The 23705-nt window shown below is 57.7% G+C and carries 25 protein-coding genes and 1 pseudogene; 3 read left to right on the top strand and 23 right to left on the bottom strand.

From position 1 onward, the window contains the following. Nucleotides 1-209, top strand: a pseudogene (locus G9Q73_RS08880) (polyphosphate kinase 2); the annotation flags it as partial. A gap of 227 nt (nucleotides 210-436) precedes the next feature. Here G9Q73_RS08880 and G9Q73_RS08875 read toward each other — a convergent pair. Then, nucleotides 437-667 carry an RND transporter gene (locus G9Q73_RS08875; RefSeq protein WP_304956585.1) on the bottom strand — a complete coding sequence of 77 codons (231 nt, stop codon included), beginning with the start codon at nucleotides 665-667 and terminating at the stop codon, nucleotides 437-439. A 16-nt stretch (nucleotides 668-683) separates the two neighbouring features. Next, nucleotides 684-1187, bottom strand: a complete 504-nt coding sequence (locus tag G9Q73_RS08870; RefSeq protein WP_177419464.1) for an O-acetyl-ADP-ribose deacetylase — start codon at nucleotides 1185-1187, stop codon at nucleotides 684-686. A 17-nt stretch (nucleotides 1188-1204) separates the two neighbouring features. Here G9Q73_RS08870 and G9Q73_RS08865 point away from each other — a divergent pair, with 17 nt between their 5' ends. Next, a complete protein-coding gene (locus tag G9Q73_RS08865; RefSeq protein ID WP_177419463.1) occupies nucleotides 1205-1525 on the top strand; it encodes a DUF3301 domain-containing protein in 321 nt (106 codons plus the stop codon). A gap of 45 nt (nucleotides 1526-1570) precedes the next feature. Here the strand turns inward: G9Q73_RS08865 and G9Q73_RS08860 are convergent, their stop codons facing one another. The 6 genes from G9Q73_RS08860 to G9Q73_RS08835 all read right to left on the bottom strand — a co-directional run bounded on the left by G9Q73_RS08860 (nucleotide 1571) and on the right by G9Q73_RS08835 (nucleotide 6262). Then, the gene (locus G9Q73_RS08860) at nucleotides 1571-1960 is read right to left on the bottom strand and encodes a ClpXP protease specificity-enhancing factor (RefSeq protein WP_177419462.1); all 390 of its coding nucleotides are present in this window, start codon (nucleotides 1958-1960) and stop codon (nucleotides 1571-1573) included. Nucleotides 1961-1981: 21 nt separating this feature from the next. After that, nucleotides 1982-2605 carry a glutathione S-transferase N-terminal domain-containing protein gene (locus G9Q73_RS08855; RefSeq protein WP_177419461.1) on the bottom strand — a complete coding sequence of 208 codons (624 nt, stop codon included), beginning with the start codon at nucleotides 2603-2605 and terminating at the stop codon, nucleotides 1982-1984. 138 nt (nucleotides 2606-2743) lie between these two features. Further along, nucleotides 2744-3481, bottom strand: a complete 738-nt coding sequence (locus G9Q73_RS08850; RefSeq protein WP_177419460.1) for a cytochrome c1 — start codon at nucleotides 3479-3481, stop codon at nucleotides 2744-2746. Then, a complete protein-coding gene (locus G9Q73_RS08845; RefSeq protein WP_177419459.1) occupies nucleotides 3478-4719 on the bottom strand; it encodes a cytochrome b in 1242 nt (413 codons plus the stop codon). Before G9Q73_RS08845 ends, G9Q73_RS08850 begins: the two co-directional genes overlap by 4 nt. Next, nucleotides 4719-5315 (bottom strand): ubiquinol-cytochrome c reductase iron-sulfur subunit, encoded by a 597-nt coding sequence (gene petA, locus G9Q73_RS08840; protein ID WP_177419458.1) that lies wholly within the window; start codon nucleotides 5313-5315, stop codon nucleotides 4719-4721. The genes G9Q73_RS08845 and petA overlap by 1 nt, the downstream gene beginning before the upstream one ends. A gap of 194 nt (nucleotides 5316-5509) precedes the next feature. After that, nucleotides 5510-6262: a Nif3-like dinuclear metal center hexameric protein gene (locus tag G9Q73_RS08835; protein WP_177419457.1), complete on the bottom strand. Its 753-nt coding sequence runs from the start codon at nucleotides 6260-6262 to the stop codon at nucleotides 5510-5512. A gap of 50 nt (nucleotides 6263-6312) precedes the next feature. Between G9Q73_RS08835 and G9Q73_RS08830 the strand changes: the two genes are divergently transcribed. Further along, entirely contained in the window at nucleotides 6313-7476 is a 1164-nt protein-coding gene (locus tag G9Q73_RS08830) for a trypsin-like peptidase domain-containing protein (RefSeq protein ID WP_177419456.1), read from the top strand. A gap of 77 nt (nucleotides 7477-7553) precedes the next feature. Here the strand turns inward: G9Q73_RS08830 and G9Q73_RS08825 are convergent, their stop codons facing one another. From G9Q73_RS08825 to G9Q73_RS08755, 15 genes are all read right to left on the bottom strand, one after another. Further along, nucleotides 7554-8588 carry a polysaccharide deacetylase family protein gene (locus G9Q73_RS08825; protein WP_177419455.1) on the bottom strand — a complete coding sequence of 345 codons (1035 nt, stop codon included), beginning with the start codon at nucleotides 8586-8588 and terminating at the stop codon, nucleotides 7554-7556. Between the two features lie 35 nt (nucleotides 8589-8623). Further along, complete coding sequence (locus G9Q73_RS08820; protein ID WP_177419454.1) at nucleotides 8624-10603, bottom strand: heparinase II/III family protein; 1980 nt, start codon at nucleotides 10601-10603, stop codon at nucleotides 8624-8626. Beyond that, on the bottom strand, nucleotides 10600-12477 hold the full coding sequence (gene asnB, locus G9Q73_RS08815) for an asparagine synthase (glutamine-hydrolyzing) (RefSeq protein WP_177419453.1): 1878 nt from the start codon (nucleotides 12475-12477) through the stop codon (nucleotides 10600-10602). The genes G9Q73_RS08820 and asnB overlap by 4 nt, the downstream gene beginning before the upstream one ends. 406 nt (nucleotides 12478-12883) lie before the next feature. Continuing rightward, nucleotides 12884-14158, bottom strand: a complete 1275-nt coding sequence (locus G9Q73_RS08810; protein WP_177419452.1) for an OmpP1/FadL family transporter — start codon at nucleotides 14156-14158, stop codon at nucleotides 12884-12886. 128 nt (nucleotides 14159-14286) lie between these two features. Then, nucleotides 14287-15369 (bottom strand): histidinol-phosphate transaminase, encoded by a 1083-nt coding sequence (gene hisC / locus G9Q73_RS08805; RefSeq protein ID WP_177419451.1) that lies wholly within the window; start codon nucleotides 15367-15369, stop codon nucleotides 14287-14289. Between the two features lie 45 nt (nucleotides 15370-15414). Next, nucleotides 15415-15636 (bottom strand): GDCCVxC domain-containing (seleno)protein, encoded by a 222-nt coding sequence (locus G9Q73_RS19575; protein ID WP_178941490.1) that lies wholly within the window; start codon nucleotides 15634-15636, stop codon nucleotides 15415-15417. Then, on the bottom strand, nucleotides 15636-16937 hold the full coding sequence (hisD, locus tag G9Q73_RS08795; RefSeq protein WP_177419450.1) for a histidinol dehydrogenase: 1302 nt from the start codon (nucleotides 16935-16937) through the stop codon (nucleotides 15636-15638). Before hisD ends, G9Q73_RS19575 begins: the two co-directional genes overlap by 1 nt. A 134-nt stretch (nucleotides 16938-17071) precedes the next feature. Continuing rightward, the gene (gene hisG / locus G9Q73_RS08790) at nucleotides 17072-17722 is read right to left on the bottom strand and encodes an ATP phosphoribosyltransferase (RefSeq protein ID WP_177421369.1); all 651 of its coding nucleotides are present in this window, start codon (nucleotides 17720-17722) and stop codon (nucleotides 17072-17074) included. A gap of 26 nt (nucleotides 17723-17748) precedes the next feature. Continuing rightward, nucleotides 17749-19008 carry a UDP-N-acetylglucosamine 1-carboxyvinyltransferase gene (murA, locus tag G9Q73_RS08785; protein WP_177419449.1) on the bottom strand — a complete coding sequence of 420 codons (1260 nt, stop codon included), beginning with the start codon at nucleotides 19006-19008 and terminating at the stop codon, nucleotides 17749-17751. A 150-nt stretch (nucleotides 19009-19158) separates the two neighbouring features. Next, nucleotides 19159-20034, bottom strand: coding sequence for a hypothetical protein (locus G9Q73_RS08780; RefSeq protein ID WP_177419448.1), 876 nt, complete (start codon nucleotides 20032-20034; stop codon nucleotides 19159-19161). A 26-nt stretch (nucleotides 20035-20060) separates the two neighbouring features. Beyond that, on the bottom strand, nucleotides 20061-21230 hold the full coding sequence (locus G9Q73_RS08775) for a cation:proton antiporter domain-containing protein (protein ID WP_177419447.1): 1170 nt from the start codon (nucleotides 21228-21230) through the stop codon (nucleotides 20061-20063). A 16-nt stretch (nucleotides 21231-21246) separates the two neighbouring features. Beyond that, nucleotides 21247-21561, bottom strand: a complete 315-nt coding sequence (locus tag G9Q73_RS08770; protein ID WP_177419446.1) for an STAS domain-containing protein — start codon at nucleotides 21559-21561, stop codon at nucleotides 21247-21249. A 10-nt stretch (nucleotides 21562-21571) separates the two neighbouring features. After that, the gene (gene mlaD, locus G9Q73_RS08765) at nucleotides 21572-22045 is read right to left on the bottom strand and encodes an outer membrane lipid asymmetry maintenance protein MlaD (protein WP_177419445.1); all 474 of its coding nucleotides are present in this window, start codon (nucleotides 22043-22045) and stop codon (nucleotides 21572-21574) included. After that, on the bottom strand, nucleotides 22046-22825 hold the full coding sequence (gene mlaE, locus G9Q73_RS08760) for a lipid asymmetry maintenance ABC transporter permease subunit MlaE (protein ID WP_177419444.1): 780 nt from the start codon (nucleotides 22823-22825) through the stop codon (nucleotides 22046-22048). It lies immediately after the preceding gene. Continuing rightward, nucleotides 22825-23628, bottom strand: coding sequence for an ABC transporter ATP-binding protein (locus G9Q73_RS08755; RefSeq protein WP_177421367.1), 804 nt, complete (start codon nucleotides 23626-23628; stop codon nucleotides 22825-22827). The genes mlaE and G9Q73_RS08755 overlap by 1 nt, the downstream gene beginning before the upstream one ends. Between the last annotated feature and the right edge of the window lie 77 nt (nucleotides 23629-23705).

Genomic DNA, 23705 nt, shown 5'->3' with positions numbered 1-23705 from the left:
CAACCCACTCACCCTGGACCATTATTCGCTCCATCGACAAACACCAGGCCAGGCTCAATGCCATGAAAGTGATCCTGAACGCCGTGCCTTACGAGCGGCTTGACCCAACACTCGACTTCGTACCGAGCCACGATGTCGTCATCTCCGGCTCCCGTGAACTGGAACTGATGGAAGCCCAGCGCCTCCAGAGCGGAAAGTTCGTGGGGTGAGCCGTAATCGAAGGTCCAGTGGACCTTCGCAGTGCGGCGAACGACCGGACAGGAAGTCCGGCGCGAGGGTTAAAAAGAACTCTAATGCCACGCCAGGGACGGCAGCTCACATCTTCTTTACGAAACCCACCGTTTGTAGGCCCGATCAAGCGCAGCAGATAAGGCATTCGGTGCTGCTACGCTTGAACCGGCTTACGATGACCATCGTAATAAGGTTTCAAGCCATCTCACCCAGCCGTATCCGCCCCTTTCGTCCCGCGAATCAGTTTCAAAACCAAAATCAGCATTGGGGTTCCATGCATCAGCAGATCGAAGATGTCGATGGGACGGGAGAGCGTGCCGTCGGCCAGCATCTTGAGTTTTTCCCACAGATGCGGCTCAGGATAGAACGGGGCCAACGCCAGCAGAACTGCAGGCAATACAATCATTTGTAGTGGAATCTTATCTAACCAGGACATCATTGACGGTTCTCTTTCATATACATTCTCGGCAAAGTTTACGGTATCGATCTGCGTCTGCAGCACTGAAACAGCAGGCGATGATCTTTTCAAAATCATCCACCCACTCTCTCATGGCTGCAAGGGCAATCGCGGCAGCCTGCTGCTTGGGGTAGCCATAGACACCCGTACTGATCGCAGGAAAAGCAATCGTGGCCACGCCATGTGCTTTTGCCACAGCAAGTGATTCACGGTAGCAGGATGCCAGCAGTGCTGACTCTCCTCTCTCTCCACCCTGCCAGACCGGCCCAACTGTGTGGATCACCCACTTTGCAGGCAATCGAAATCCGGGCGTGATACGCGCCTCACCTGCCGGGCAGCCACCGAGAGACCGACATGCGGCAAGCAGATCGGGGCCAGCCGCCCTGTGAATTGCACCATCCACGCCCCCACCGCCCAGCAGGGTTGAGTTTGCCGCATTGACCACAGCATCCACTTCAAGTCGGGTGATATCTCCCTGTACAATCCGTATCTGGCCCATCGTAATAATCCCCAGGTATGTCGACGTCCACACTCAATTTACTACTGATTGTTTTGCTGCTGATCTGGTTCTGGCGCGACAGTCTCAAAGTCAGAGAGAACGCCACCCGCATCAGCCGTGCCGCCTGCGATGCTCAAGGTGTGCAATTTCTCGATCAAACCGTCGCCCGACGCAGGATCGGAGTGAGATGGATACGCGCAGGTTTGAAATTCCGCCGACTCTATGAGTTCGACTACAGTCAGGAGGGGAGTGGCAGACAGACAGGCTATATCATAATGCTGGGCAACCAGCTTGAGCTGCTGCATATCGAAACCTGGGAGAGTGACGAGTCGCACTAGCCAAGACAGGCCCGTCATCCAGATAAGAAATACAGCCAGCTAGTGTTATTTCACCACCCGTAGAGCAGGACGGTTACCTGAAGCCGGAGGATCAGGCTCGTCATCAGGGTGTTCAGCAGCAGTTTCTGTCTCGTCAGGAAATAACATACCCTGGTTGCTCTCCTTGCCGTAAATCCCCAGCACTGCCGCCGCAGGCAGATGAACATCCTCCGGATTACCATTGAAACGTGCGCTGAAACTGATCCACTCGTTTCCCAGTTCAAGTCCAACCACTGCGGACGGACTCAGATTCAGCACTATGCGCCCCTCATTCACAAAATCCTGAGGAACCATCACCTGTGGATCGTCGGCATTGACCAACAGATAGGGCGTCTCTCCGTTATCCACCAGCCAATCGTAGAGAGCCCGGATCATATAGGGCTTATTCGAAGTCACTGGCAGCTATGCTGAACCATGTTAACCGCGCATCTCCCGCTCCGCTTCAGAGAGACACTGGACGAATGACTCTCGCTCGAAGAGTCTTGCCGCATACTCGTGCAGACCCTTGGCGGAGGAAGGGACCTCAATCCCCAACACCGGCAGACGCCACAGCAATGGCGCAATAGCGCAGTCGACCAGAGTAAAATCATCGCTCATAAAGAACGGTTTGGCGCCAAACACCGGCGCAGTCGAAATCAGGCTCTCTCGCAACTCCTTACGCGCCTTGGCTGCATCCTTCTTGCCTGCCATGATGATATCCAACTGACTATACCAATCGTTATCGACCCGATACATCAGCAGTCGCGAGGTCGATTTGGAGACCGGATCTACCGGCAACAACGGCGGATGGGGAAAACGCTCGTCCAGATACTCCATGATAATGCGCGACTCATAAAGCTTTAGGTCCCGATCCACCAGGGTTGGCAATGTGCCATAGGGATTAAGCTCCATCAATGCTTCAGGCATATTGAGTGGATCTATGTCCTTGACCTCGAACGTGATGTTCTTCTCGGCCAGCACCATCCTTACTCTGTGGCAGTAGGGGTTCTCCGGATCCGAATAGAGGGTCATTACTGAACGCTTGTTAGCAACCGCCGCCATTGATACCTCTCCAAGCTTGACCGGTGAAACCGTCCATAAGGACTTGAATCAACCGGAAACAAAAAATAACGAACGAAAAAAGGCGCGCAGTATACATCAACTGTGCGCCCTGTGTTTCAGATAACGACTATCGCCGTATCAATGAACGTCTTTCCAATACTCTTTCTTGAGCATGTAAGCGATAACAAAGAATACCGCAATAAAGAGCAGCACCCACTTACCCATGCGCTGACGCTCCATCTGAATCGGCTCACCGACGTAGCTCAGAAATGCAGTCAGGTCACGAACAGTCCCATCGTACTCTTCTGGGCTCATGGTTCCCGGGGTAACCTGCTCGAAGTGATCGAACACTTGGACATCGTTACCGGCGGCGCCCTTCTCAGTCTTGAACACAGCCTTCTGGGCACCCTGCAGCTCCCACAGCACATGGGGCATGCCGACGTCCTGAAAGACGATGTTGTTCACACCGAAAGGACGTGCGTCGTCCTGATAGAAGCTGCGGAAGTAGGTGTAGAGCCAGTCCACACCACGCGCCCGGGCGATCACGCTCAGGTCTGGCGGCGCAGTTCCGAACCACTCTTCAGCCCTGTCGGCGGGCATGGCGATGTTCATGGTGCCACCGATCTGGTCGGTGGTGAACATCAGATTCTCCTTCACCTCCTGCTCGGTCAGACCCAGGTCCTTAGCCATGCGGTTAAAACGCTGGTACTTGGCCGAATGACAGCTCAGGCAGTAGTTCATGAAGACTTTGGCGCCACGCTGCAGCGAGGCCTGGTCGAACACGTCGATATCGGCATGATCCAGATGGGCGCCACCGGCAGCCATTCCCATTACGGGCGCCATAGCCAACAAAAATGCAACAATCAGCTTTTTCATTCGGTCACCCTCTCTGGTACAGGCTTGGTTTTGTCCATCTTGCTGTAGATGGGCATCAGCAGGAAGAATGCAAAGTAGTAGATGGTTCCGATCTGAGCCATAATTATATAAAGGTCAGTCGTCGGCTGGGTACCCAGGTAGCCCAGGATGATGAAATCCACAACAAACAACCAGAGAATGGTCTTGTAGAGCGTACCCTTGTAGCGGATCGATTTGACCGGACTCTTGTCCAGCCAGGGCAGGAAGAACATCACGAGGATTGAACCGAACATGGCAACAACACCCGGGAAGGCAGAACCCATAAGCGAAGGCACCGCACGCAGAATCGCGTAGAAGGGGGTGAAGTACCAGACCGGCGCAATATGGTCAGGCGTCTTCAACGGGTTGGCCGGCTCAAAGTTCGGATGCTCAATGAAGTAGCCACCCATCTCCGGAGCATAGAAGATCACCGCCGCGAAAAGAAAGAGAAAACCCGCGATGCCGGCAATATCCTTCACACTGTAGTAGGGGTGAAAAGGGATGCCATCAGCGGGAGCAGTATCACTCCACCTGTTGCCTTTGGGACCCTTTTTGATCTCAATGCCATCAGGGTTGTTGGAACCCACCTTGTGCAGGGCGACGATGTGAACGAAGACCAGCGCAGCCAATACGAACGGCAACAGGAAGTGCAGGGCGAAGAATCGGTTCAGGGTGACATCAGAGATAACGTAGTCGCCACGGATCCAGACACCCAGTTCAGGACCGATCACCGGAAACGCAGAGAACAGGTTGACGATAACCTGCGCCCCCCAATAGGACATCTGGCCCCAGGGCAGCAGATAACCCATGAAGGCGGTAGCCATCATCGCCAGGTAGATGATCACACCGATGATCCACAACAGCTCGCGGGGCTTGCGATAGGAACCGTACATCAGCCCACGGAACATGTGCAGATAGATGACGATAAAAAAGGCGGAGGCGCCAGTGGAGTGCATGTAGCGAATCAGCCAGCCCCAGTTCACATCGCGCATGATGTATTCGACCGAGCCGAAGGCCATCTCTGCATCTGGCTTGTAGCTCATCGCCAGCCATACGCCGGTGAAGATCTGCAGCACCAGCGTCAGCATCGCCAGGGAGCCCATGAAGTACCAGAAGTTGAAGTTCTTCGGGGCGTAATATTGCGCCAGGTGCTCGTTCCACACCTTGGTCATCGGAAAGCGGTCGTCGATCCAGCCGACGAAGTTCTGCATCATGCTCATCAGGAAGCACCTCCATCAGCACCGATCAGTATCCTGGTATCGGAAAGATATTGGTAAGGGGGAATCTCCAGATTCTTCGGCGCCGGTACGCCCAGGTAGACGCGGCCAGCAAGATCGAATCGGGAACCGTGACAGGGGCAGAAAAAGCCGCCTTTCCACTCAGGCCCCAGGTCGACCGGGGCCACTTCTGGGCGATAGGTGGGTGAGCAACCCAAGTGGGTGCAGATACCAACCGCCACCAGATATTTCTCCTTGATGGAGCGGAAGGGGTTCTTGCAGTAGTCAGGCTGCTGACCGGTATCGTCAGATGCGGGGTCCTGCAACGTAGCATCCAGAGTCGGCAGATCCTTCAGGTTCTGCTCGGTACGAAACACGATCCAGACGGGTTTGCCGCGCCATTTGACGCGCATCATCTGCCCCGGTTCCAGCTTGCCGATGCTGGCCTCGACCGGCGCACCTGCCGCCTTGGCTTTTTCACTGGGGGCCCAGGCCGCCAGGAAAGGATACACAACGAATCCGGCGCCAACCGCACCGACCGCACTGGTGGCCAGCGTTAAAGTACGCCGCCTTTTCAAATCAACGCCATCTGCGCTCATATCTTTCAGACTCCCCGATTTTCTGGACAGATCGGCACATTTTAGCCATGTGCAACAACCCTAGCCGTTCAGGACATTAGAATATACTTAAAAACCCCAAAATTGACCGCGCATTCTCCCCCAAGCCCATCAACAGGTCAAGACTGGCGGGACTTTTTCTACTCATTATTGCCCCAGATCAAAAGCAAGCCTCTCTATGCAGGATTATCGACATCGAAAAAACGATAATCCAGTGAAAACCTTTCTGCCAGGTGCTCAGCCAATGCCTGTACGCCATAACGCTCTGTGGCATGATGACCAGCAGCAAAATAGTGTATGCCCCGCTCTCTGGCGACATGCACTGTGGCTTCCGATATTTCGCCTGAGATATAGGCATCGAGATTAAGATCTGCCGCCTCTTCGATGAAACCCTGAGCGCCTCCGGTACACCAACCTACGCTTTGAATTGCGCCACCACCTGAGTCGATATGCAACGGAGCCCGGCCCAGCACCGCCTGCAAGCGCCGCTGTAACTCTACCGTCTGTAGCGGAGCCTCCAGGTCACAGCGCCACAGCAGGCCATTCCCCGCTTCAGTCACCTTTGGATTTGGGAAGGCCAACCGCTCCCCCAACTGACGATTGTTACCCCATACCGGATGCGCATCCAGCGGCAGGTGATAAACCAGCAGATTGACCCCACCCTTGATCAGGGCGCTGATTCGACGTCCCTTCATCCCCCTGAGCGCCGCAGCCTCACCTTTCCAGAAAAAACCATGATGCACCAACAGCGCATCCGCCCCCCAGTCGACGGCTGCGTCGATCAGGGCCTGGCTCGCAGTAACACCCGCCATCAACCGCTTCACCTCTGAAACCGTCTCCACCTGCAATCCATTGGGGCAGTAGTCATCGAAGCCGCCGACACTCAGGCAGTCATTGCAGTAGGTTTCGAGCGAGTGAATATTGGTCATGATTATCCCGTCCTGACAGTGGAACTGATGGCATGTTAGGTTACCCTACTATGCGAATTGGAAAACTCCTCTCATTTCTGCTCACCTCGGTAACTGCCGGCATTGCAGCCGCAATCCTCATTCTCTTCCTGGTACCGGGACTGCTGCACGATAACAAGCCGCCGGAACCGGAACTCAACAGATCAGAAGCAGGAGAACAGATCACCAGACAACCGGGGCCTTACTCATACGCAGACGCAGTCTCCATTGCCGCGCCCTCCGTGGTCAATATCTTTACGGCCACGATTACCACTGAACGCCAGACATTGCGATTCAGGGATCCGATACTGCAACACCTGTTTGGCGACGCTCTCCCGGAAAAGATCCGGCAGCGGCGCGATACCAGTCTGGGTTCCGGCGTCATTATTTCAGAGGACGGCTATCTGCTGACCAATCATCACGTTGTCGATGGCGCCGATGAGATAAGGGTCGTGCTCGCCAATGGTCACAGCGTCAACGTCAGCCTGATCGGCAGCGACGAAGAGTCGGATGTGGCGGTATTGAAGATAGACGATGAACCCAACCTGCCGGCGATACCCATCGGCAACTCTGATACACAAAGGGTGGGTGACGTGGTACTCGCCATCGGCAACCCCTTTGGCGTCGGTCAGACCGTCACCATGGGAATCGTCAGCGCCACCGGCCGCACCCATCTCGGCATCAACACCTTCGAAAATTTTATCCAGACGGATGCGGCCATCAATCCCGGTAACTCAGGCGGCGCCTTGATCAACGCCCGCGGCGAGCTGATCGGCATCAATACCGCAATCTTCTCCAAGAGCGGCGGCTCTCAGGGCATAGGTTTTGCCATCCCCTTCGATCTGGCTGAGGGGATCATGCGCCAGCTGATCACAAGCGGCCAGGTGGTGCGCGGCTGGCTGGGCATACAGGGACAGGATGTGACAGAAAAGCTTGCCGAGGCGTTTGGCCTGCATGCCGTTGAAGGCATTCTGATCACAGGCGTACTCGAGGATGGCCCTGGGAGCCGGGCCGATATGCGCCCCGGCGACGTTATCACCGAGGTCAACGGGGTCAGGCCCCACAACTCTCATGAATTGATGCAGCTTATCGCCAATGAGCCACCGGGATCGGTATTAAGCGTCAGAGGGTGGAGAGGTAATGCCAAATTTACGGTCGACGTGATATCCCAGGAACGCCCACCCTCCACACGCTGAGATAACGGGCAAAACCCGGCTGTGGATTGAGCCTGAATCGCGGGAACCCGTGCGCTGGCAGCGATAAAATCGGACCATCAACCGCTACTGATCAAGTCCAGGGCATCCGGGTAGGTAGTGCCGACGATCCCCTGCCCGTTCACCCAGTCGAGATACTCCGACAGAGCCCGTTCCGAGGTGGCGGTAAAGTTCTTACTGTGACCAATGGCCGCCAGCGGCAGCGACGCCGGCTCCCCGGCAAAACGCTCACACCACTGACGGGTGATCTCAATCAGCTGCGGCGCCGGTAACGTGGAGAAATCAAGCATCACTGTACCGAGTTGCCGCAATCGATTGAGCCGGCCAAATAACCGGGCGGCGGCCCCACCCGGCCCCCGGTAGGAACCCTGACAGCCCTTTGCCAACCCGGCCTTACGCAAGGCCTTCAGATGATCCAGGCGGGCCACCCGACCAGTGAGAATGGGGAACTCCCACACGCCATGGGAGACCGGAACAGTGAGATCCTGGTCCACGTTCCAGAAAGGCAGATCGGGGGCATCACGAAAATCGCTCCACTCCCCGACAGTGGCGTTGCGCAACCCTGGAGCCACCGTGGAATCGATGAGAAAACCCTGATCCGACAGAGCCGCCAGCACCAGGGCCGACGGCTGGATGCACCACCCCCCGGCGCGAAAGGCGATACAGCGGTAGTCTGGACGCTGCTGCCGACCCAACTCCTCCAGCCATACCTTGCCCTGTTCCAGCAGACCTGCCACCTCATGGAAGGGGAGATCACCGATGCGCCAGCGGGAGAGATCGAGTTGCCAATTCCCCGCTGGATCGAGCTTTGCGCCCCGCCATTGGGGATGCAGGTGCAGTTGCAGGTCGTGACCTCTGGCCAGAGCCTCTGTCAGCTGTAGCCTCACCGCATCACTTTGAGTCTGACAGGCGGGCTCCCGCTCCATGGCGGCAAACTCCAGCGCCTCCACAAACAGGGTCAGCGGCACACCACGGGATTCGGCAATGGCGAGGATACGTTCCGTCGACTCCAGCACGCAAGAACGGGGCTGTCCGGAACCGTCGCCGAAGACCTCGTAGTCAACGGTCAGTATCAGCTGTGCCGGTGGGTTCACAGAAATGCCTGGATTGATCCGCAGACAGGACCGGGCTACCAGGTGAAATCGCAGCTGAAGCGTTCACCGGGTTCCGCCTTTAGGGTACCCACCAAAACATCTATGGGCTGCCGACTGCCCAGGCTCTCGGAATACCAACCCAGAGGGGGTTGCTCCTCACCACGGTGGATTCGCCACTGCAGGGCGGGATCGCCATGAATCTCAAGCATCTCCTCCACGCCCTGCATACGCGCTCGAAACTGGTGGGGGGCATCCCCCGTCTGCAGCGTCACATCGGGATGGAAGTGGAAAAAGACCCGCACCGCAGTGACGGCATCGGCATGGATCTCGTCCTCAACCCGCAACTGCCGCTGCTCCGTCACCAAGGTCACCCGGCGCTGGTGGCGCACACTCCGATCGGCGTATCCGGTAACACTGCCCGCCACACTCATGCGGCTGAAAGTCGCTGTCATCTCCAGCCCTTCCAGGTGCTGCCGGGAGTGTTGCAGCCAGAGAAAGGCGCCGCCGATCTGGGATTGGTCGTGGCCGTTGATCTCCACCGTATTGTGGGCGGCGGTGCTGCGGAAGTAGTCCCGCCAGTCAGGCTGGGTGTGATAGCAGTAGGTCCCGGGATCCACCAGCCACCAGCGGCCATTGAGGGCCAGCAGCAGACTGTTGGCGTCGGCGTGACCATGAGCCGCAATGGAGGGATAGCCCAAGGGTCCGGCGTCAAAGATGACGTGGGCACCATTGCCCTTCAACACCGCGTAACCACCATCAGAGAAGAGCAGACCACCCGGCGCTGCATGATCTTCCGCTGCCTGGGCGCTGCCTTCATCCTCACTGCCCGCCATCAGGGCGTACCAGAAGGCCTTTTGCGGGAGCTTATCGCCACTGCAGCCTTGGCCTGTCACCGTACGAATGGCGCAGCAGACGTCCCGATAGGGGTCTGCCGGATCCTTCGGTTCAAAGCGCACCACCACGCCGTCATCAGAGTCGCCGATCTGTGGCACCGTCCCACCCACCGGACGCAGCGCACTGATGAAGCGCTCCATCGCCACCACCCGGGAACAGAAGGTGTCGCTGAAGGGGTTGCCGTAACGCTCCCCGACCAGCCGGTTGAGGAAGAGGTACTCCATCACCCAGAGGTGATAGTAGTTGGCCTGCTCCCGGTTGACCCCGTCCTCGAAGACCTGTTTCACCGCCTCGGCTTCAAGCTCCTGCTTTGCCTGCGCAGCCCAGGTCTCACCTTCATCGCCCAGGTCGAAGACGTTGCAGCCGACCCAGAGGCCAGTCAATTCGCCGATCAGATGGTTGTTGGCGGAAGAGTGGCGGGAGAGAAAGTGGCGAATGAAGTGGGCATGCTGATAGATGGCCAGCCCCAGCGCGGTGGGATCCTTCACCCGTCCGAAGAGCCCCTTTGCATCGCGCAGAGAGAGCAGGCTGTGGACGAAGGCCCAGGCCACCAGGCGCAGGGCCACCTCCAGGGTACTGCACCAATGCACACCGAGTCCAAAGGGGTTCTGCTCGATCCAGCTGTCGATCTGGCCCACCGCCAAATCGGCATAACGGGCGTCACCGGTGGCGGCATAAGCCACGGCGAGGGGCACCAGATGGGGATGACGGGCCACCTCCCAGAGGGTTTTGCAGTTGCCTACCCGGTCGTTGTCCCGGTAATCGATCCCCTTGCCGTAGACCAGCGGCGCGACAATGCCGGACTCGGGATCCCGATGCCAGTTGAAATCCCCCAGTACGCTGACCTTGTGGTGGCCGAAGATATCGACCTCGCCGCTGAGCAGCGTCTCGTAACCGCCGAGTCGATCACCGTAGGCGCTCTGCCACTGTGCAATGATTGTTTGCGAGTCACCCTGAAACAGGGATCCGCGACCACTTACCGGCTGCCTGGGATGCGGCTGCCAGCCTCCGTCGATGCGTTGGCGCTCCAACTTTCCCTGGACCACCCGGCCGACCCGGAAGAGGATCTCCGCCGGATCCATCGCCTTGATGCGGTTGATCTTCCAGGCCAGAGAGCTCATGCGGACATCCCGTATTCCCGGTGCCATATCTCAAGATTGAGCAGCGCCCAGAGCAGTTTTTCGTGGTTCTGCACACCATTGACGTGGTCGTTGACGTAACGCTCCAATACCGGCCGGTTGAAGTAGGCAGCGGTACGGGAGTCGGCACTCAGGATATGGTCACAGAGGTAGTCCCTCATCGGACCCTGAAACCACTCGTTCACCGGCACCCGGAACCCCACCTTGGGGCGCTCCAGAATCGACTCCGGCAGGATCTGTTTCATGCCCTCCCGCAACAACCACTTGGTGGTGCCGTTACGGATGCGGCAGTCGTCAGGCAGGGAGGAGATGTAGGCGGCCAGATTGTGATCCATGAAGGGCATACGCGCCTCCAGGGAGGCGGCCATGGTCATGCGGTCGCCCCGCTCCAGCAGGTTGTCCGGCAGCCAGCTGGTCTGGTCGAAATAGAGGATCCGGCGCAGATTGCTGTTGTCGGCAGCCACGTCGTAGGGCGGCCCCTCGAAGCCCTGGTATCCGTCGACACGGAAGGCAGCCAGAGCCTCTCTGTCACGCCAGTTGAGCGCGCCGAACCAGCGCGGCATGCGCTCCTCCCACTGTTTCAGGCTCAGATTGGCAACAGCGGTCTTAACCCGGCGAAACTTGTAGGGCAATGCGTTGACCAGCGTGTTGATCGGCGCCTGCAGCAAGTCAGGCACATAGCGGTAGTAGTCCGCGTAACGGTCGAAACCGTGCTTGGGATAACCCCCCAAAAACTCGTCAGCGCCCTCGCCGGTGAGCACCATCTTCACCGTCTTGCGCGCCTCCAGCGACAGCAGGTAGATGGGGATATCAGAGGGCTCGGCTACCGGCGCATCACGAAAGCGCACCAGCTTGGGCAACTCATCCATCAGGTGGGCCTGGGAGACCGTCAGTTCATGGTGGTCGGTATTGAACTGATCGGCGATGTTCTTGGCATAACCCAATTCACTGTAGGTAGACTCCTGAAAACCCACGGAGAAGGTTTTGATCGGCTCATTGCTGTGCCGGCTCATCAGCCCCACGATAGCGGACGAGTCGATGCCGCCGGAGAGAAAGGCGCCGAAGGGCACATCCGCCACCATGCGGCTCTCCACTGCCTTATCCAGTTCCCGCATGAAACCGGCCACCGGGTCTGCCACAGCGACAGTGGAGTGGCGGGGATCGCGATCCGGGGGCGTGTAGTAACGGCGTACCGCAAGTTCACCGTTTTTCCACACTGCGCAGGCGCCCGGCGGCAGCTTTTCGATCCCCTGAAAAAGGGTGCGGGGCCAAGGCACATAGCGGTAGGCCAGATAGTCCCAGACTGCGCTCCGGTCAACCTCCCGGGCAACCCGCTCATGCACCAGCAGGTTCTTTATCTCGGAGCCGAAAATAAACTCGTCACCCCTGCGCCAGAAGTAGAAGGGCTTCTTGCCGAAGCGATCCCGGGCGATAAAGAGCTGCTGGCGCTCCTCGTCCCAGAGAGCGAAGGCGAACATGCCCTCCAGCTTGTCGACGCAGTTCTCGCCCCACTCGTCATAGGCAGCGAGCAGGGACTCGGTATCAGAGGTAGTGTGGAAAACGTAACCCTTGGACTCCAGCTCCCCCCGTAGCTCCCGGTAATTGTAGATCTCGCCGTTGAAGACCACTTGGGTGGTACCGCGGTGATTAGCCATCGGCTGATGTCCACCACCAAGGTCGATGATGGAGAGGCGGCGGTGGGCCAGCCCGACGCTGTAGCGCCCGTCTCCGCTGTCGGTGGCGTAAAACCCCTCATCGTCAGGACCGCGGTAGACAATCTGATCCGCCATCTGCTTCAGCAGGGCCTGGGGGGATTCGATGGGATTATTAAGGACGAAGCCGGCAATACCGCACATAGTTATTTTACTTTCTCGACAGGTGCATCCGTACAAAGGGGATTTGCAGATACGACCCGGTGCAAATCACGCCGCGAACGCGTCGGATTATACATAGAAGGCTCTGGGGTGTCCCTCTGGGAACTGGGTAAAAAGGTGGCAAATGAAAGGTGAAAGGTGAAAGGTGAAAGGTGAAAGGTGAAAGGTGAAACAAGTATGTGTCCGGTGCTACCGGATGCAAGCTCTCTTTGCTAACTGAAAGTGCGTAGGCCCGATCAAGCGTAGCGGATCGGGCATTCGGGCTTTGATGAACGATTGAGGTTGCCGGTTCCGCTACGCTTGAACTGGCCTACAAGACGACAGAATGACTCCCTCCCCGCGGGGGAGGGAAAATCAAAACGATCCTGATACCTGTCACCTTCTTCATCTAGAAACTGGTAGCCCAACCCACCTCAATCTCCCATTGACTCATCCATATCTCGCCGGTCTGGGGACCGGTCATCGGACTCGTACCGCCCACTCTCTCTTCCGGCGCATACATGAAAGAGACATTGATCTCGCTCTCGCTCTCCAGTCTCCAGCCAAAACCGGCGGTGTAGTGCTGTCGAACCACTGCGGGCGCCAGGAGGTTGAAGAGCGCCTGCTGGTTCTCGAAAGGCTTGGATGCCTGGCTGAAACCGGCCCGGAGTGTCAGATCCTGGCTGTAGAACCACTGCAGGCCAAATTTGTAGACGTTCATGTCATCCCAGCCGAATCCGTAACCCTCATCCGAACCCATCAACGGCGGAACCGGACCGACTGATGTGTTGCCGATCGCGTTGACGCCGGAGAAGAGGATGCGCTGAAAATCGAAGGAGAAGGTCCAGTCCGGTAGAAATATATAGGAGAAACCCAGATCGAAGTTGGCGGGGATATCAAAGTTGCCCTGTTCCGCAAACAGACCTTTGTACTTGTCGAAATCGCTCATCCACATCTTGGTCTGGTAGGAGGCGCCAATCTTCAACTGTTCGTCGAATTGCCACAGCCAGCCCACTCGCAGGCCGCCGCCGTAAGAGACATCGGTGCCATTACCGGTAACATGGTCAGGCGATTCAGACATCAGCTTAAAGGGCTCCAGCCCGGTAGCCGAGAACGACTGAATCGAAATGATCGGTGTGATGCCGATCGAGTGCTGCTCATTCAGCAAACGCGAATAACTGATGCCGATAAACATCTGCTTCAGATCGATGCCGGTCGGGCTCGATGCATCGAACTGGGGATCACCTGTCGGGTTAAAACGTGCAAACACCGCTCTGTCGTACTCGGTATTCATACCCCCATTGCCGCCAATGGCAATGCCGATGGAACTGACTTCATCCAACATATAATTGGCTGCAAAATGGGGAATAAGAAAGAGATCATTTTCACTTCCAACCTTGCCCGGCTCAATGGGCGCCATTCCCGGCGGGAGGTTGGCGTCAGCGGTATAACCCCGTTTGGGGGCAAACAGTGAGGCACCCACTTCAATGCGGTTACCGACGACCGCAAGGGAGGCTGGATTGCTCGCCGCGCACATGGCGCCAAAGGCCATGGCCACACAGGCACCGGCCATCGATTTTGATTTTGGCCCATAACCGTGGGTCCAGTAACCGTTGGTCGCTTCGACAGGTACTGAGAGAGAAACACTTACCAATAGAGCAAGCGATAGGACATATTTTTTCATTTGAGGCTCCTCCAAACTACGGACTTCAGGAGTTATTCTTTTTGGCCAGCTGGGGATGTCGATTCGGGTAATCCCTTAGCCGCCCAAGGGAAACTACTTCAGCCTATGGAAGCTTCAAATGATATACATCAAAGTAAAGCGGAAATCGCAGAAAGAAAGGCCGTGTTTTCATCCGGCGCCCCCACGGTGACCCGCAGACAGTCCTCCAATAGCGGGTGGGCACCATGCAGATTCTTAACCAACACACCTCTCCCCTTCAGATCCTCAAACAGGGAGATCGCCCTGCCCTGCGGAACGCGCAGCAGGATGAAGTTGGCGTCGGATGGATAGGGGGTCACACCCGCCACTCCTTGGAGTTCGGCAAACAGTTGCCCCCGCGATTCACGGATGGCATAGGTCTGCTCATCGAACACCGGCTGGTGGGCCAAGGCAAATTCAGCACTGACCTGGGTCAGCACATTGATGTTGTAGGGCAGACGAGTCTTCTCCACCTCTCCCAACCAGTCTGCCGGACCCGCCAGCAATCCCAGCCGCAGACCTGCCAGCCCCATCTTGGAGACGGTGCGCATTACCAGCAGATTGTCGAACTCGCCCAAGCGACCCATGAAACTCTCATCGGTAAAAGGTGCGTAGGCCTCATCGACCACTACCAAACCGGGGGCCGCCTCGATAACATCCTGGATGGCGATTTTTTCAAACAGATTGCCGGTAGGATTGTTCGGATAGGCAAGAAAGATCAGCGCCGGCTGCTCTTTTTCGATAGCCGCCAGCAGGGTTTCCAGATCGAGGCTGAAGTCATCCTCTTTGAGCGGCACACCGGCATAACGCATTCCACAGAAGGTGGCGATCATGCGGTACATGACAAAACCGGGATCCACTGACAACACTGTCCGACCGGGGGCCGCAACACTCATCGCCAGCATCTGGATCAGCTCATCGGAACCGTTGCCGAGGATGATATCCGCACCTTTGGGAACCGACATCGAGAGCCGCAACCGCGCCTTCAGGTCGGCGGCCTGAGGGTCGGGGTATCGGTTTACATCCACCCCCGCCAGCAGGTCGAGCCACTCCCGGCGCAACTCATCCGGCCAGGTGTAGGGATTCTCCATGGCATCGAGCTTGATCATGTCACCGGGATCCGGCACATGATAGGCGGAGAGGGCGAGGATCTCGGGACGCACCCACTGGTTCAGTTTTTCGTTATCGCTCATCGCTTACCCTGTCGAGATGTTCAGCAAAACTGCGAGCCACATCTTCTATGATCCAGCCCCACAGCAACCGCCCTCTTGCTGAACCGGCGGACAGGGCACACTGCCGTAGGAGCAGAAGACACAGCAATCACCCGGCTTTGGCCGCAGCAGTTCGCCGCAACCGGCGCATTCGTAATACCACTGACAGGCATCTGTCGGCATCTCCTCTTCGGCCCTATGCCCGCACTGTGGACAGGTAATCACTGAACGTGTGACTACCGATACCATCATTTTTTCCCGCGATACTCTGCAGAGCGTGCATGGGCCGTGAGACCTTCTCCACGGGCCAGCACCGAGGCGGTCTCCGCCATGGTCACTGCCCCTGCAGCCGAGGCAAAGATCAGGCTGGAGCGCTTCTGAAAGTCATACACCCCCAAAGGAGAAGAGAAGCGCGCAGTGCGGGAGGTGGGCAGTACATGGTTGGGCCCGGCGCAGTAGTCACCCATCGCCTCGGCAGTATAGCGCCCCATGAAGATCGCCCCGGCGTGGCGGATCCGCTTTGCCATCGATTGCGGATCCTCCACCGACAACTCAAGATGTTCAGGTGCGATGAAATTCGCCACCTCCACCGCCTCATCCATATCACGAGTCTGAATCAGTGCGCCACGCACCCGCAGCCCGGTGGCGATGATCTCCCGGCGCTCCATGGTGGGCAACAGCTTGTCGATACTCGCCGCCACTTGGGCGATGTAATCGGCATTCGGGCAGACCAGGATCGACTGTGCATCCTCATCGTGTTCCGCCTGGGAGAAGAGATCCATGGCGATCCAGTCAGGATCGGTCTTGCCGTCGCAGATCACCAGGATCTCGGAAGGCCCAGCCACCATGTCGATACCGACCTGACCGAACACCGCCCGCTTGGCGGTAGCGACATAGATGTTGCCTGGGCCGACAATCTTGTCCACCGGCGGCACCGACTCGGTGCCGTAGGCCAGGGCAGCCACTGCCTGGGCGCCGCCGACGGCGAAGACCCTGTCCACACCGGAGACGTGAGCCGCCGCCAACACCAGTTCATTCAGCTCGCCACCCGGCGTCGGCACCACCATGATCAGCTCCGGCACGCTGGCCACCTTGGCGGGTATGGCATTCATCAATACTGAGGAGGGGTAGGCCGCCTTGCCGCCGGGCACATAGAGTCCGACCCGCTCCAGCGAAGTCACTTGCTGACCCAACAGTGTGCCGTCCGCCTCGGTATAGGACCAGGACTCCATCTTCTGGTGTTCGGCGTAAGCACGCACCCGGCCTGCAGCAACCTGCAGCGCCTGCTGCTGCGCCTGCGGGATCCGCTGCCAAGCCTGTTCCAGCCGCTCCAGCGGGATCTCCAGATCTGCCGCGCTCGCAGCCTGCCAGCGGTCGAAGCGATTGGTGAAATCGATTAGCGCCGCATCACCCCGCCCACGAATCTCGTCGATAATATTATTGACGGTGGCGTTCACCGCCCTGTCGGATACCGACTCCCAGGCCAGCAGCGCATCCAGCTGCGACTGGAAGCCCTCATCGGCGGTGTTCAGAAGGCGAATGTCGGTCATGAATTTGATCCCCACATGTTATTAGGAACGCAAAAGACGTAGGCCGGTTCAAGCGTAGCGGAACCGGCAACGCCGTACGACATATCATTCAGGAACGCCCGATCCGCTGCGCTTGATCGGGCTTACGTACTGATCTACGCCTGACTCTGCTCCACGGCCTCAGCCAGCGCCTCTTTCAGCGCCATCATCGTGGCGTGTTTCATCTTCCAGGCGGCCTTGTTGACGATCAAGCGGGAACTGATGTCGGCGATATGTTCCAGCGGCACCAGTCCATTGGCTTTCAGAGTGTTGCCGCTCTCAACCAGATCGACGATCAGGTCCGCCAGCCCGACGATGGGCGCAAGCTCCATGGAGCCATAGAGCTTGATGATCTCCACCTGTTGCCCCAGCGAGGCGTAGTAGCGCTGGGCGCTCTTCACATATTTGGTGGCGACTCGCAGGCGTCCCGGCCTGTCGGCCACTGCGCCCCTAAAGCCGGCAGTCATCATACGGCAGCGGGCAATCTTCAGATCGAGGGGTTCATAGAGCCCCTCACCACCATGCTCCAGCAAGACATCCTTGCCCGCAACCCCCAGATCCGCCGCCCCGTACTGGACATAGGTCGGCACGTCGGTGGCGCGGATAATCACCAATTTCACCTGTTCGTGATTGGTGTTCAGAATCAGCTTGCGACTGGTCTCCGGATCGTCCAACGGCTCAATACCGGCATACGCCAGCAAGGGCAGGCTCTGTTTGAAGATGCGTCCCTTGGAGAGTGCGATAGTGACAGGTACGTCAAATTTCATGCTTTTCATCTATTTTGCCTGACGCTTCAGCTGGGAATACGGCGGATCTTGCCACCCAGTCCGGAGAGTTTCTCTTCTATATTCTGGTAACCGCGATCGATATGGTAGATACGATCCACCAGCGTCTCACCATCCGCCACCAGCGCTGCCAGCACCAGACTGGCGGAAGCGCGCAGGTCGGTAGCCATCACCGGCGCGCCAGTCAGGCGCTCCACCCCGGTACAGATGGCCGTATTGCCCTCAAGGCGAATCCTGGCGCCCATGCGCTGCAGCTCCTGCACATGCATGAAACGATTCTCGAAAACGGTCTCAGTGACGATTCCCACCCCTTCGGCTACCGAATTGAGCGCGGTGAACTGGGCCTGCATATCGGTGGGAAACGCGGGATAGGGCGCGGTATGCACGTCTACCGCCTTGGGGCGGCGGCCCTGCATATCGAGTGTCATCCAGTCCTTGCCGACCTCGATATCAGCACCCGCCTCCCGCAACTTCTGAGTCACTGCATCCAGCAGATCGGGGCAGGTATCCCGCACCTTTACCCGTCCCCCGGTCATCGCTGCCGCCACCAGGTAGGTACCGGTTTCAATACGATCCGGCAGCACATCGTAGTGGGTGCCGTTGAGCCTCTCCACGCCCTCAATGGTGATAGTGGAAGTGCCGGCGCCACTCACCTTGGCGCCCATCTTGTTCAGACAGTCCGCCAGATCCACCACTTCCGGCTCCCGCGCGGCATTCTCGATCAACGAGGTGCCTTCGGCCAGGGTCGCCGCCATCATCAGGTTCTCTGTGCCGGTCACGGAAACCATGTCCATTACGATACGCGCACCATGCAGGCGTTTAGCCCGGGCGCGAATGTAGCCCCCTTCGACATCGATGTCGGCACCCATGGCCCGCAGACCGTCGATATGCAGATTTACCGGACGGGAGCCGATGGCGCAGCCTCCCGGCAGAGAGACATCGGCCTGACCAAAGCGACTGAGCATAGGACCCAGCACCAGGATCGACGCGCGCATGGTCTTAACCAGTTCGTATGGCGCGTAGAACTCCTTGATGGTGCTCGTATCGACCTCGATACTCATCTTCTCATCCACCACCAGGGTGATGCCCATACCACCCAGCAGCTCCATTGTGGTGGTGATATCGTGCAGATGCGGCACATTGCCGACGCTCATCGGCCCATCGGCCAGCAGCGTCGCCGCCAGAATGGGCAGCGCCGCGTTCTTGGCCCCTGCGATACGGACTTCACCGTACAGGGGACCTCCACCATTGATGATCAGTTTATCCATCGACTCTGTTCCCGGATCTGTCGGCTGTGTGGAAAAACCGTGCATGATAACGAAAATCGGGGCAAAACGGGAGAATGGAGCGATCCTCAGCCAAAACCAGATCCATCTCCACTCCAAACGCCCCGGGGCAGTACCAGTGCCGTGGCACGGTCAGATCGACTCAAGCAGTTGCAGAAAACGGTTTTTCTCCTGTTCATCCCAGATGGGCAGCCCCTTGATCGCCGACAGCAGCCCATCCAGTTCACCTCTGAACCGCCCGATATTCTGCTCCTCAACAAAATAGAGGGGCTGCTTTTCATTTCCGCCAATATTTACCCCAGTACTGAGTGACTTGAAGTGGTTAAGACGCTTCGAACGTTTCAAGTGTTTTAGGGTGCGCAGCCCATTCTGCGTGCTGGGGTAGACAAACACCCCCTTCACCTTCAATCGGGCCAGGAGAAAAAGGACGAACGCCACCAGATCGCCCATTACCTTGCCGGAATTCCGATGATCTTCATCACTCCGCTTTCCACCTTTCGGCGGCACCGCGATACCAATGATGTAGAGATAGACGTTGCCCCGGTCAATCGACCTCCAGCCCAACGCATCCCGGGTCAGGATTTCTTCATGGGAGATCTTGTTGTCGAGAAAACTGTGGTAGGTCTCCTCCGTCACCGGCACCACCCCCCAATATCCTATGGGCGTCCCGGTGAAATCGAAAACGACCTTCATTGCATAGGCATTCAGACGCTGGCAGGCCCAATAGGTCCTGTCGGGGACAATCACCTTACCGCTGAAAGAGGCACGCCTTAACGCCAGAACCACTTTCATGTCACTCTTGGACGTGGCCATTCTTGAACTGTAACTGTCATTGAAACAGTCCGGCACCGCAAGCCCTGTCTGAGCTTGTGTCGTTTCCAGTTCTACATAGCCCCGGTTCTTCTTATTCCGCCAGTCGACAGATTTATTTATTGACCAAAATATCAGGCTCAGCGCCAATGCGATCAGACCTAAAATGATTTCGACCCGTTCAGCGAGCTCCCACATTCAATTTCCCTTCCCTTTCAAATTTATCAGTCCCGCCGCAAGCGGTCTGAAATGGCCATAGGTGTGTAAAATCGCAGCACGATGTAATAGGTCGACACCAGAAAAGTAAACAGAGTGCTGAGCTGAATCAGATATGAAGCCTCTGCCCCGATCTCCCCCAGATCATAGGCCAGAACCGCGACAAGCAGGGAGAATTCACTGAGCTGTCCCAAGCGGAAGCCCACTTCTCGACTACGCTCTTTATCCTCGCCAGCATGATAGAGCAGACGACGAAAGACCCAGGGCTTGATCAACAGCAGCAGCCCCGCCAACAGTAGTGCAGGCAACACCACTGCAGGCAACATCTCCAGATTGAAACCGGCCCCAAGAGAGAAAAAGAAGAGAATCAGAAAAAAATCCCGGAGCGGTTTCAGGCTTTCAGCAATATAGATCGCTATTGGACTGGTCGCCAGCGAGATGCCGGCAATAAAGGCGCCGATCTCATGCGACAACCCCAGCACACCTGCCAATTGAGCCATGGCCAGACACCAGCCTATCGCCATCAGGAAGATATACTCCTTGATCTTGCTGAAACGCCGAATCAAGGGTATGAGCAGATACCGGGCAACCAGCCAACCGCCGCCAACCATCAACGGCAGTGCCAGCAACAGCAGAACCATGTGCAGCATCCGGTTCATCTCACTGCTGCCGCCCTGCAACATCAACAGCATGGCTATCGCCAGCAGATCCTGCAGCAACAGGATGCTGACCATGATCTCACCGGTACGTTGATGATGCAGCACCGTGGTCGGCAGTAACTTCAGGCCGATAATAGTGCTGGAGAAGGTCACGGCCCCGCCAATCACGAGACACTCGATCGGGTCGAAACCGAACAAAAAGGCCAGAACCGCACCGATGAATGCAAAAATGAGGGCGCTGAAGAGCGTAACCAGCGTGGTCTTGCGTACCATGCCCAGCAGCTCTTTCGGCTGCAGGTCCAGGCCAAGCAGAAACAACAGGAAGATGATGCCGATATGGGCTATCTCTTTCACTGTCTCCGGGTCGCCGATGAGATGCAGCCCCCAGGGACCGAACAACGCACCCAGTACGATATATGAAATCAGTAGCGCCTGACGCACCAGCAGGGCGGCAGTGGCCAGCACCGCCGCGCCGGAAAATATCAGGAAGAGGGTGAGAAAAATCGGAGACTGGTCCACGTCAGCCGACACGCTTTCAAGGCGTCTTGGTGGTCACCGTCAGCAGCAGATCTTCCAGATTACACAGTCCTGCGATAGCAATCAGCGCCTGCGGCATGCCGGAGACCTCCAGGCTCGCCCCATGATCCTGCGCACGCTTCATCCACTCCAGCAATAACGCCAGACCTGCGCTATCGGTACGCTTGGTATGTGAAAGATCAATGGAGATCCCCTGAGAGGGGTTGAACAACTCCTGCGACTGGGCAAGCAGACTCCGCGCAGTAGAAAAGGTCAAATCCCCCTCCACCCGAAAGTGAAAAGCGCCCTCACGAAAAATAGTCGCCTCGCTCACAGATCCCGTCCTATTCAAAACCCTTCTCTTCCGCCTTGCTGAAAAGAAACTGACCAATAATCTCCTCCAGCACCAGGGCGGACTGGGTCATGGTGATCTCGCTGCCGTCCGCCAACATCTCTTCGCTGCCGCCGGGGTCGAGTCCGATATATTGCTCACCCAATAAACCAGAAGTATAGATCTTGGCAAAGGTATCGTCAGGAATTTGATCGTATTGGGATTCAATGCGCAGGGTCACCAACGCTTCGTAACTGCTCTGGTCATAAAGAATTTCCACCACCCGACCGAGACGAACCCCCGCCATCGCCACCGGCGAACGCACCTTCAGGCCGCCGATATTGTCGAAACGCGCGGTGACTTCGTAACCCTCACCCGTGGTGAAGGCACCCAGATTGCTCACCTGCATGGCCAGAAAAAAGAGCGCAACCAGCCCCGCCGCCATAAAGGCGCCGACGGCGATCTCGACCTGTCTAATCTTCATCATTCACTCTCCAAACATCATCGCCGTTAAAACAAAATCGAGCACCAGCACCGCCAGTGCCGAATGGACCACGGTGCGGGTGGTGGCCCGGCTTACACCTTCCGAGGTCGGTACCGAATCGTAACCTTGAAACAGGGCAATCCAGGTGCAGACCAGGCCGAACACCAGGCTCTTGATCACCCCGTTGATCACATCCTCATTCCAGTCGATCTTGGCCTGCATCTGACTCCAGAAGGCACCGTCATCCACACCCAGCAGCCCCACCCCGACAAAATAGCCGCCCAGAGCGCCGATGGCGCTGAACAGGGCCGCCAACACAGGCATGGAGATCAGACCGGCGAAGAAGCGCGGCGTGAGGATACGGCGCACCGGGTCTACCGCCATCATCTCCAGCCCGGAAAGTTGCTCAGTGGCCTTCATCAGACCGATCTCGGCGGTCAGCGCGGAACCGGCCCGACCGGCGAACAGCAGCGCGGTCACCACCGGTCCCAACTCCCGCACCAGTGAGGCCGCAACCATCACCCCAAGACTGTCTTCGGCTGCAAACTGGGAGAGTACATAGTAACCCTGCAGACTCAGCACCATGCCCACAAACAGGCCTGAAACGGTAACGATAAGAATGGTGCGCACACCGACGGAATAGGTCTGTGTGACCAGCAATCCGGGACGCGGCAGCAGACTGGTGATACCGGCAACAATCTGCAGGAACAGCAGATGAGCACGTCCGAAGCGCTCCAGCGCCGCCATGCCGTGGCGCCCAAGTCGGGCCAGCGCGTCCAGCATCAGTGCTTCCTCCCGGATCCAAGCAGGTCCTCCACCAGAGGCGGAGCCTCATAATGGAACCTCATAGGTCCATCCGGCAACCCCCGCATGAACTGGCGCACCTGATCGGATGTGGATATCGACAGTTGATCCGGCGTGCCCTGTTCCACCACCTTGCCACCGGAGATCACATAGATCAGATCGGCTATGGCCGACGTCTCCTCCACATCGTGGGAGACCATGATACTGGTGATCTGCACTGCGTCGTTGAGACGCCGGATCAGCTTTGCCAGCACCCCCATGGAGATCGGATCCTGGCCGGTGAAGGGCTCGTCATACATCACCATCATCGGGTCCAGCGCAATGGCCCGCGCCAGCGCCACCCGCCGCGCCATGCCGCCGGAGAGTTGCGCCGGCATCAGATCATGGGCGCCCCGCAGCCCCACGGCTTCGAGTTTCATCAGCACCAGGATGCGGATCATCGACTCCGGCAGATCCGTATGCTCCCGCAGGGGATAGGCGACATTCTCAAAGACATCGATATCGGTGAGCAGAGCGCCACTCTGAAACAGCATGCCCATGCGCATTCGCAGCCGGAAAAGATCCCGCCGGGAGAGATGGTGCACGTCGATGCCATCCACCTCGATGGAGCCGGCATCGGGCCGCAACTGGCCCCCGATCAGTTTCAGCAGCGTGGTTTTGCCCGTGCCGCTCGGCCCCATGATCGCCGTTACCCGGCCACGGGGGATATCGATATCGATGCCATCGAAGATCACCCGGCTGCCATGGGCGAAATGGAGCCCGCGTATTTTGACGATCGGCATTTCAGCGCTGCCGGAGTGGCCTGACATTTTGAGATTCAATCCCTTCGTGAACGAGAGTCGCCATTGTGTCGGTGGGC

The organism is endosymbiont of Lamellibrachia barhami (assembly GCF_011947365.2).
GTDB lineage: Bacteria > Pseudomonadota > Gammaproteobacteria > Chromatiales > Chromatiaceae > QGON01.
Note: the sequence above shows the minus strand (reverse complement) of the source record. Positions and strands in the feature narration are given on the sequence as shown.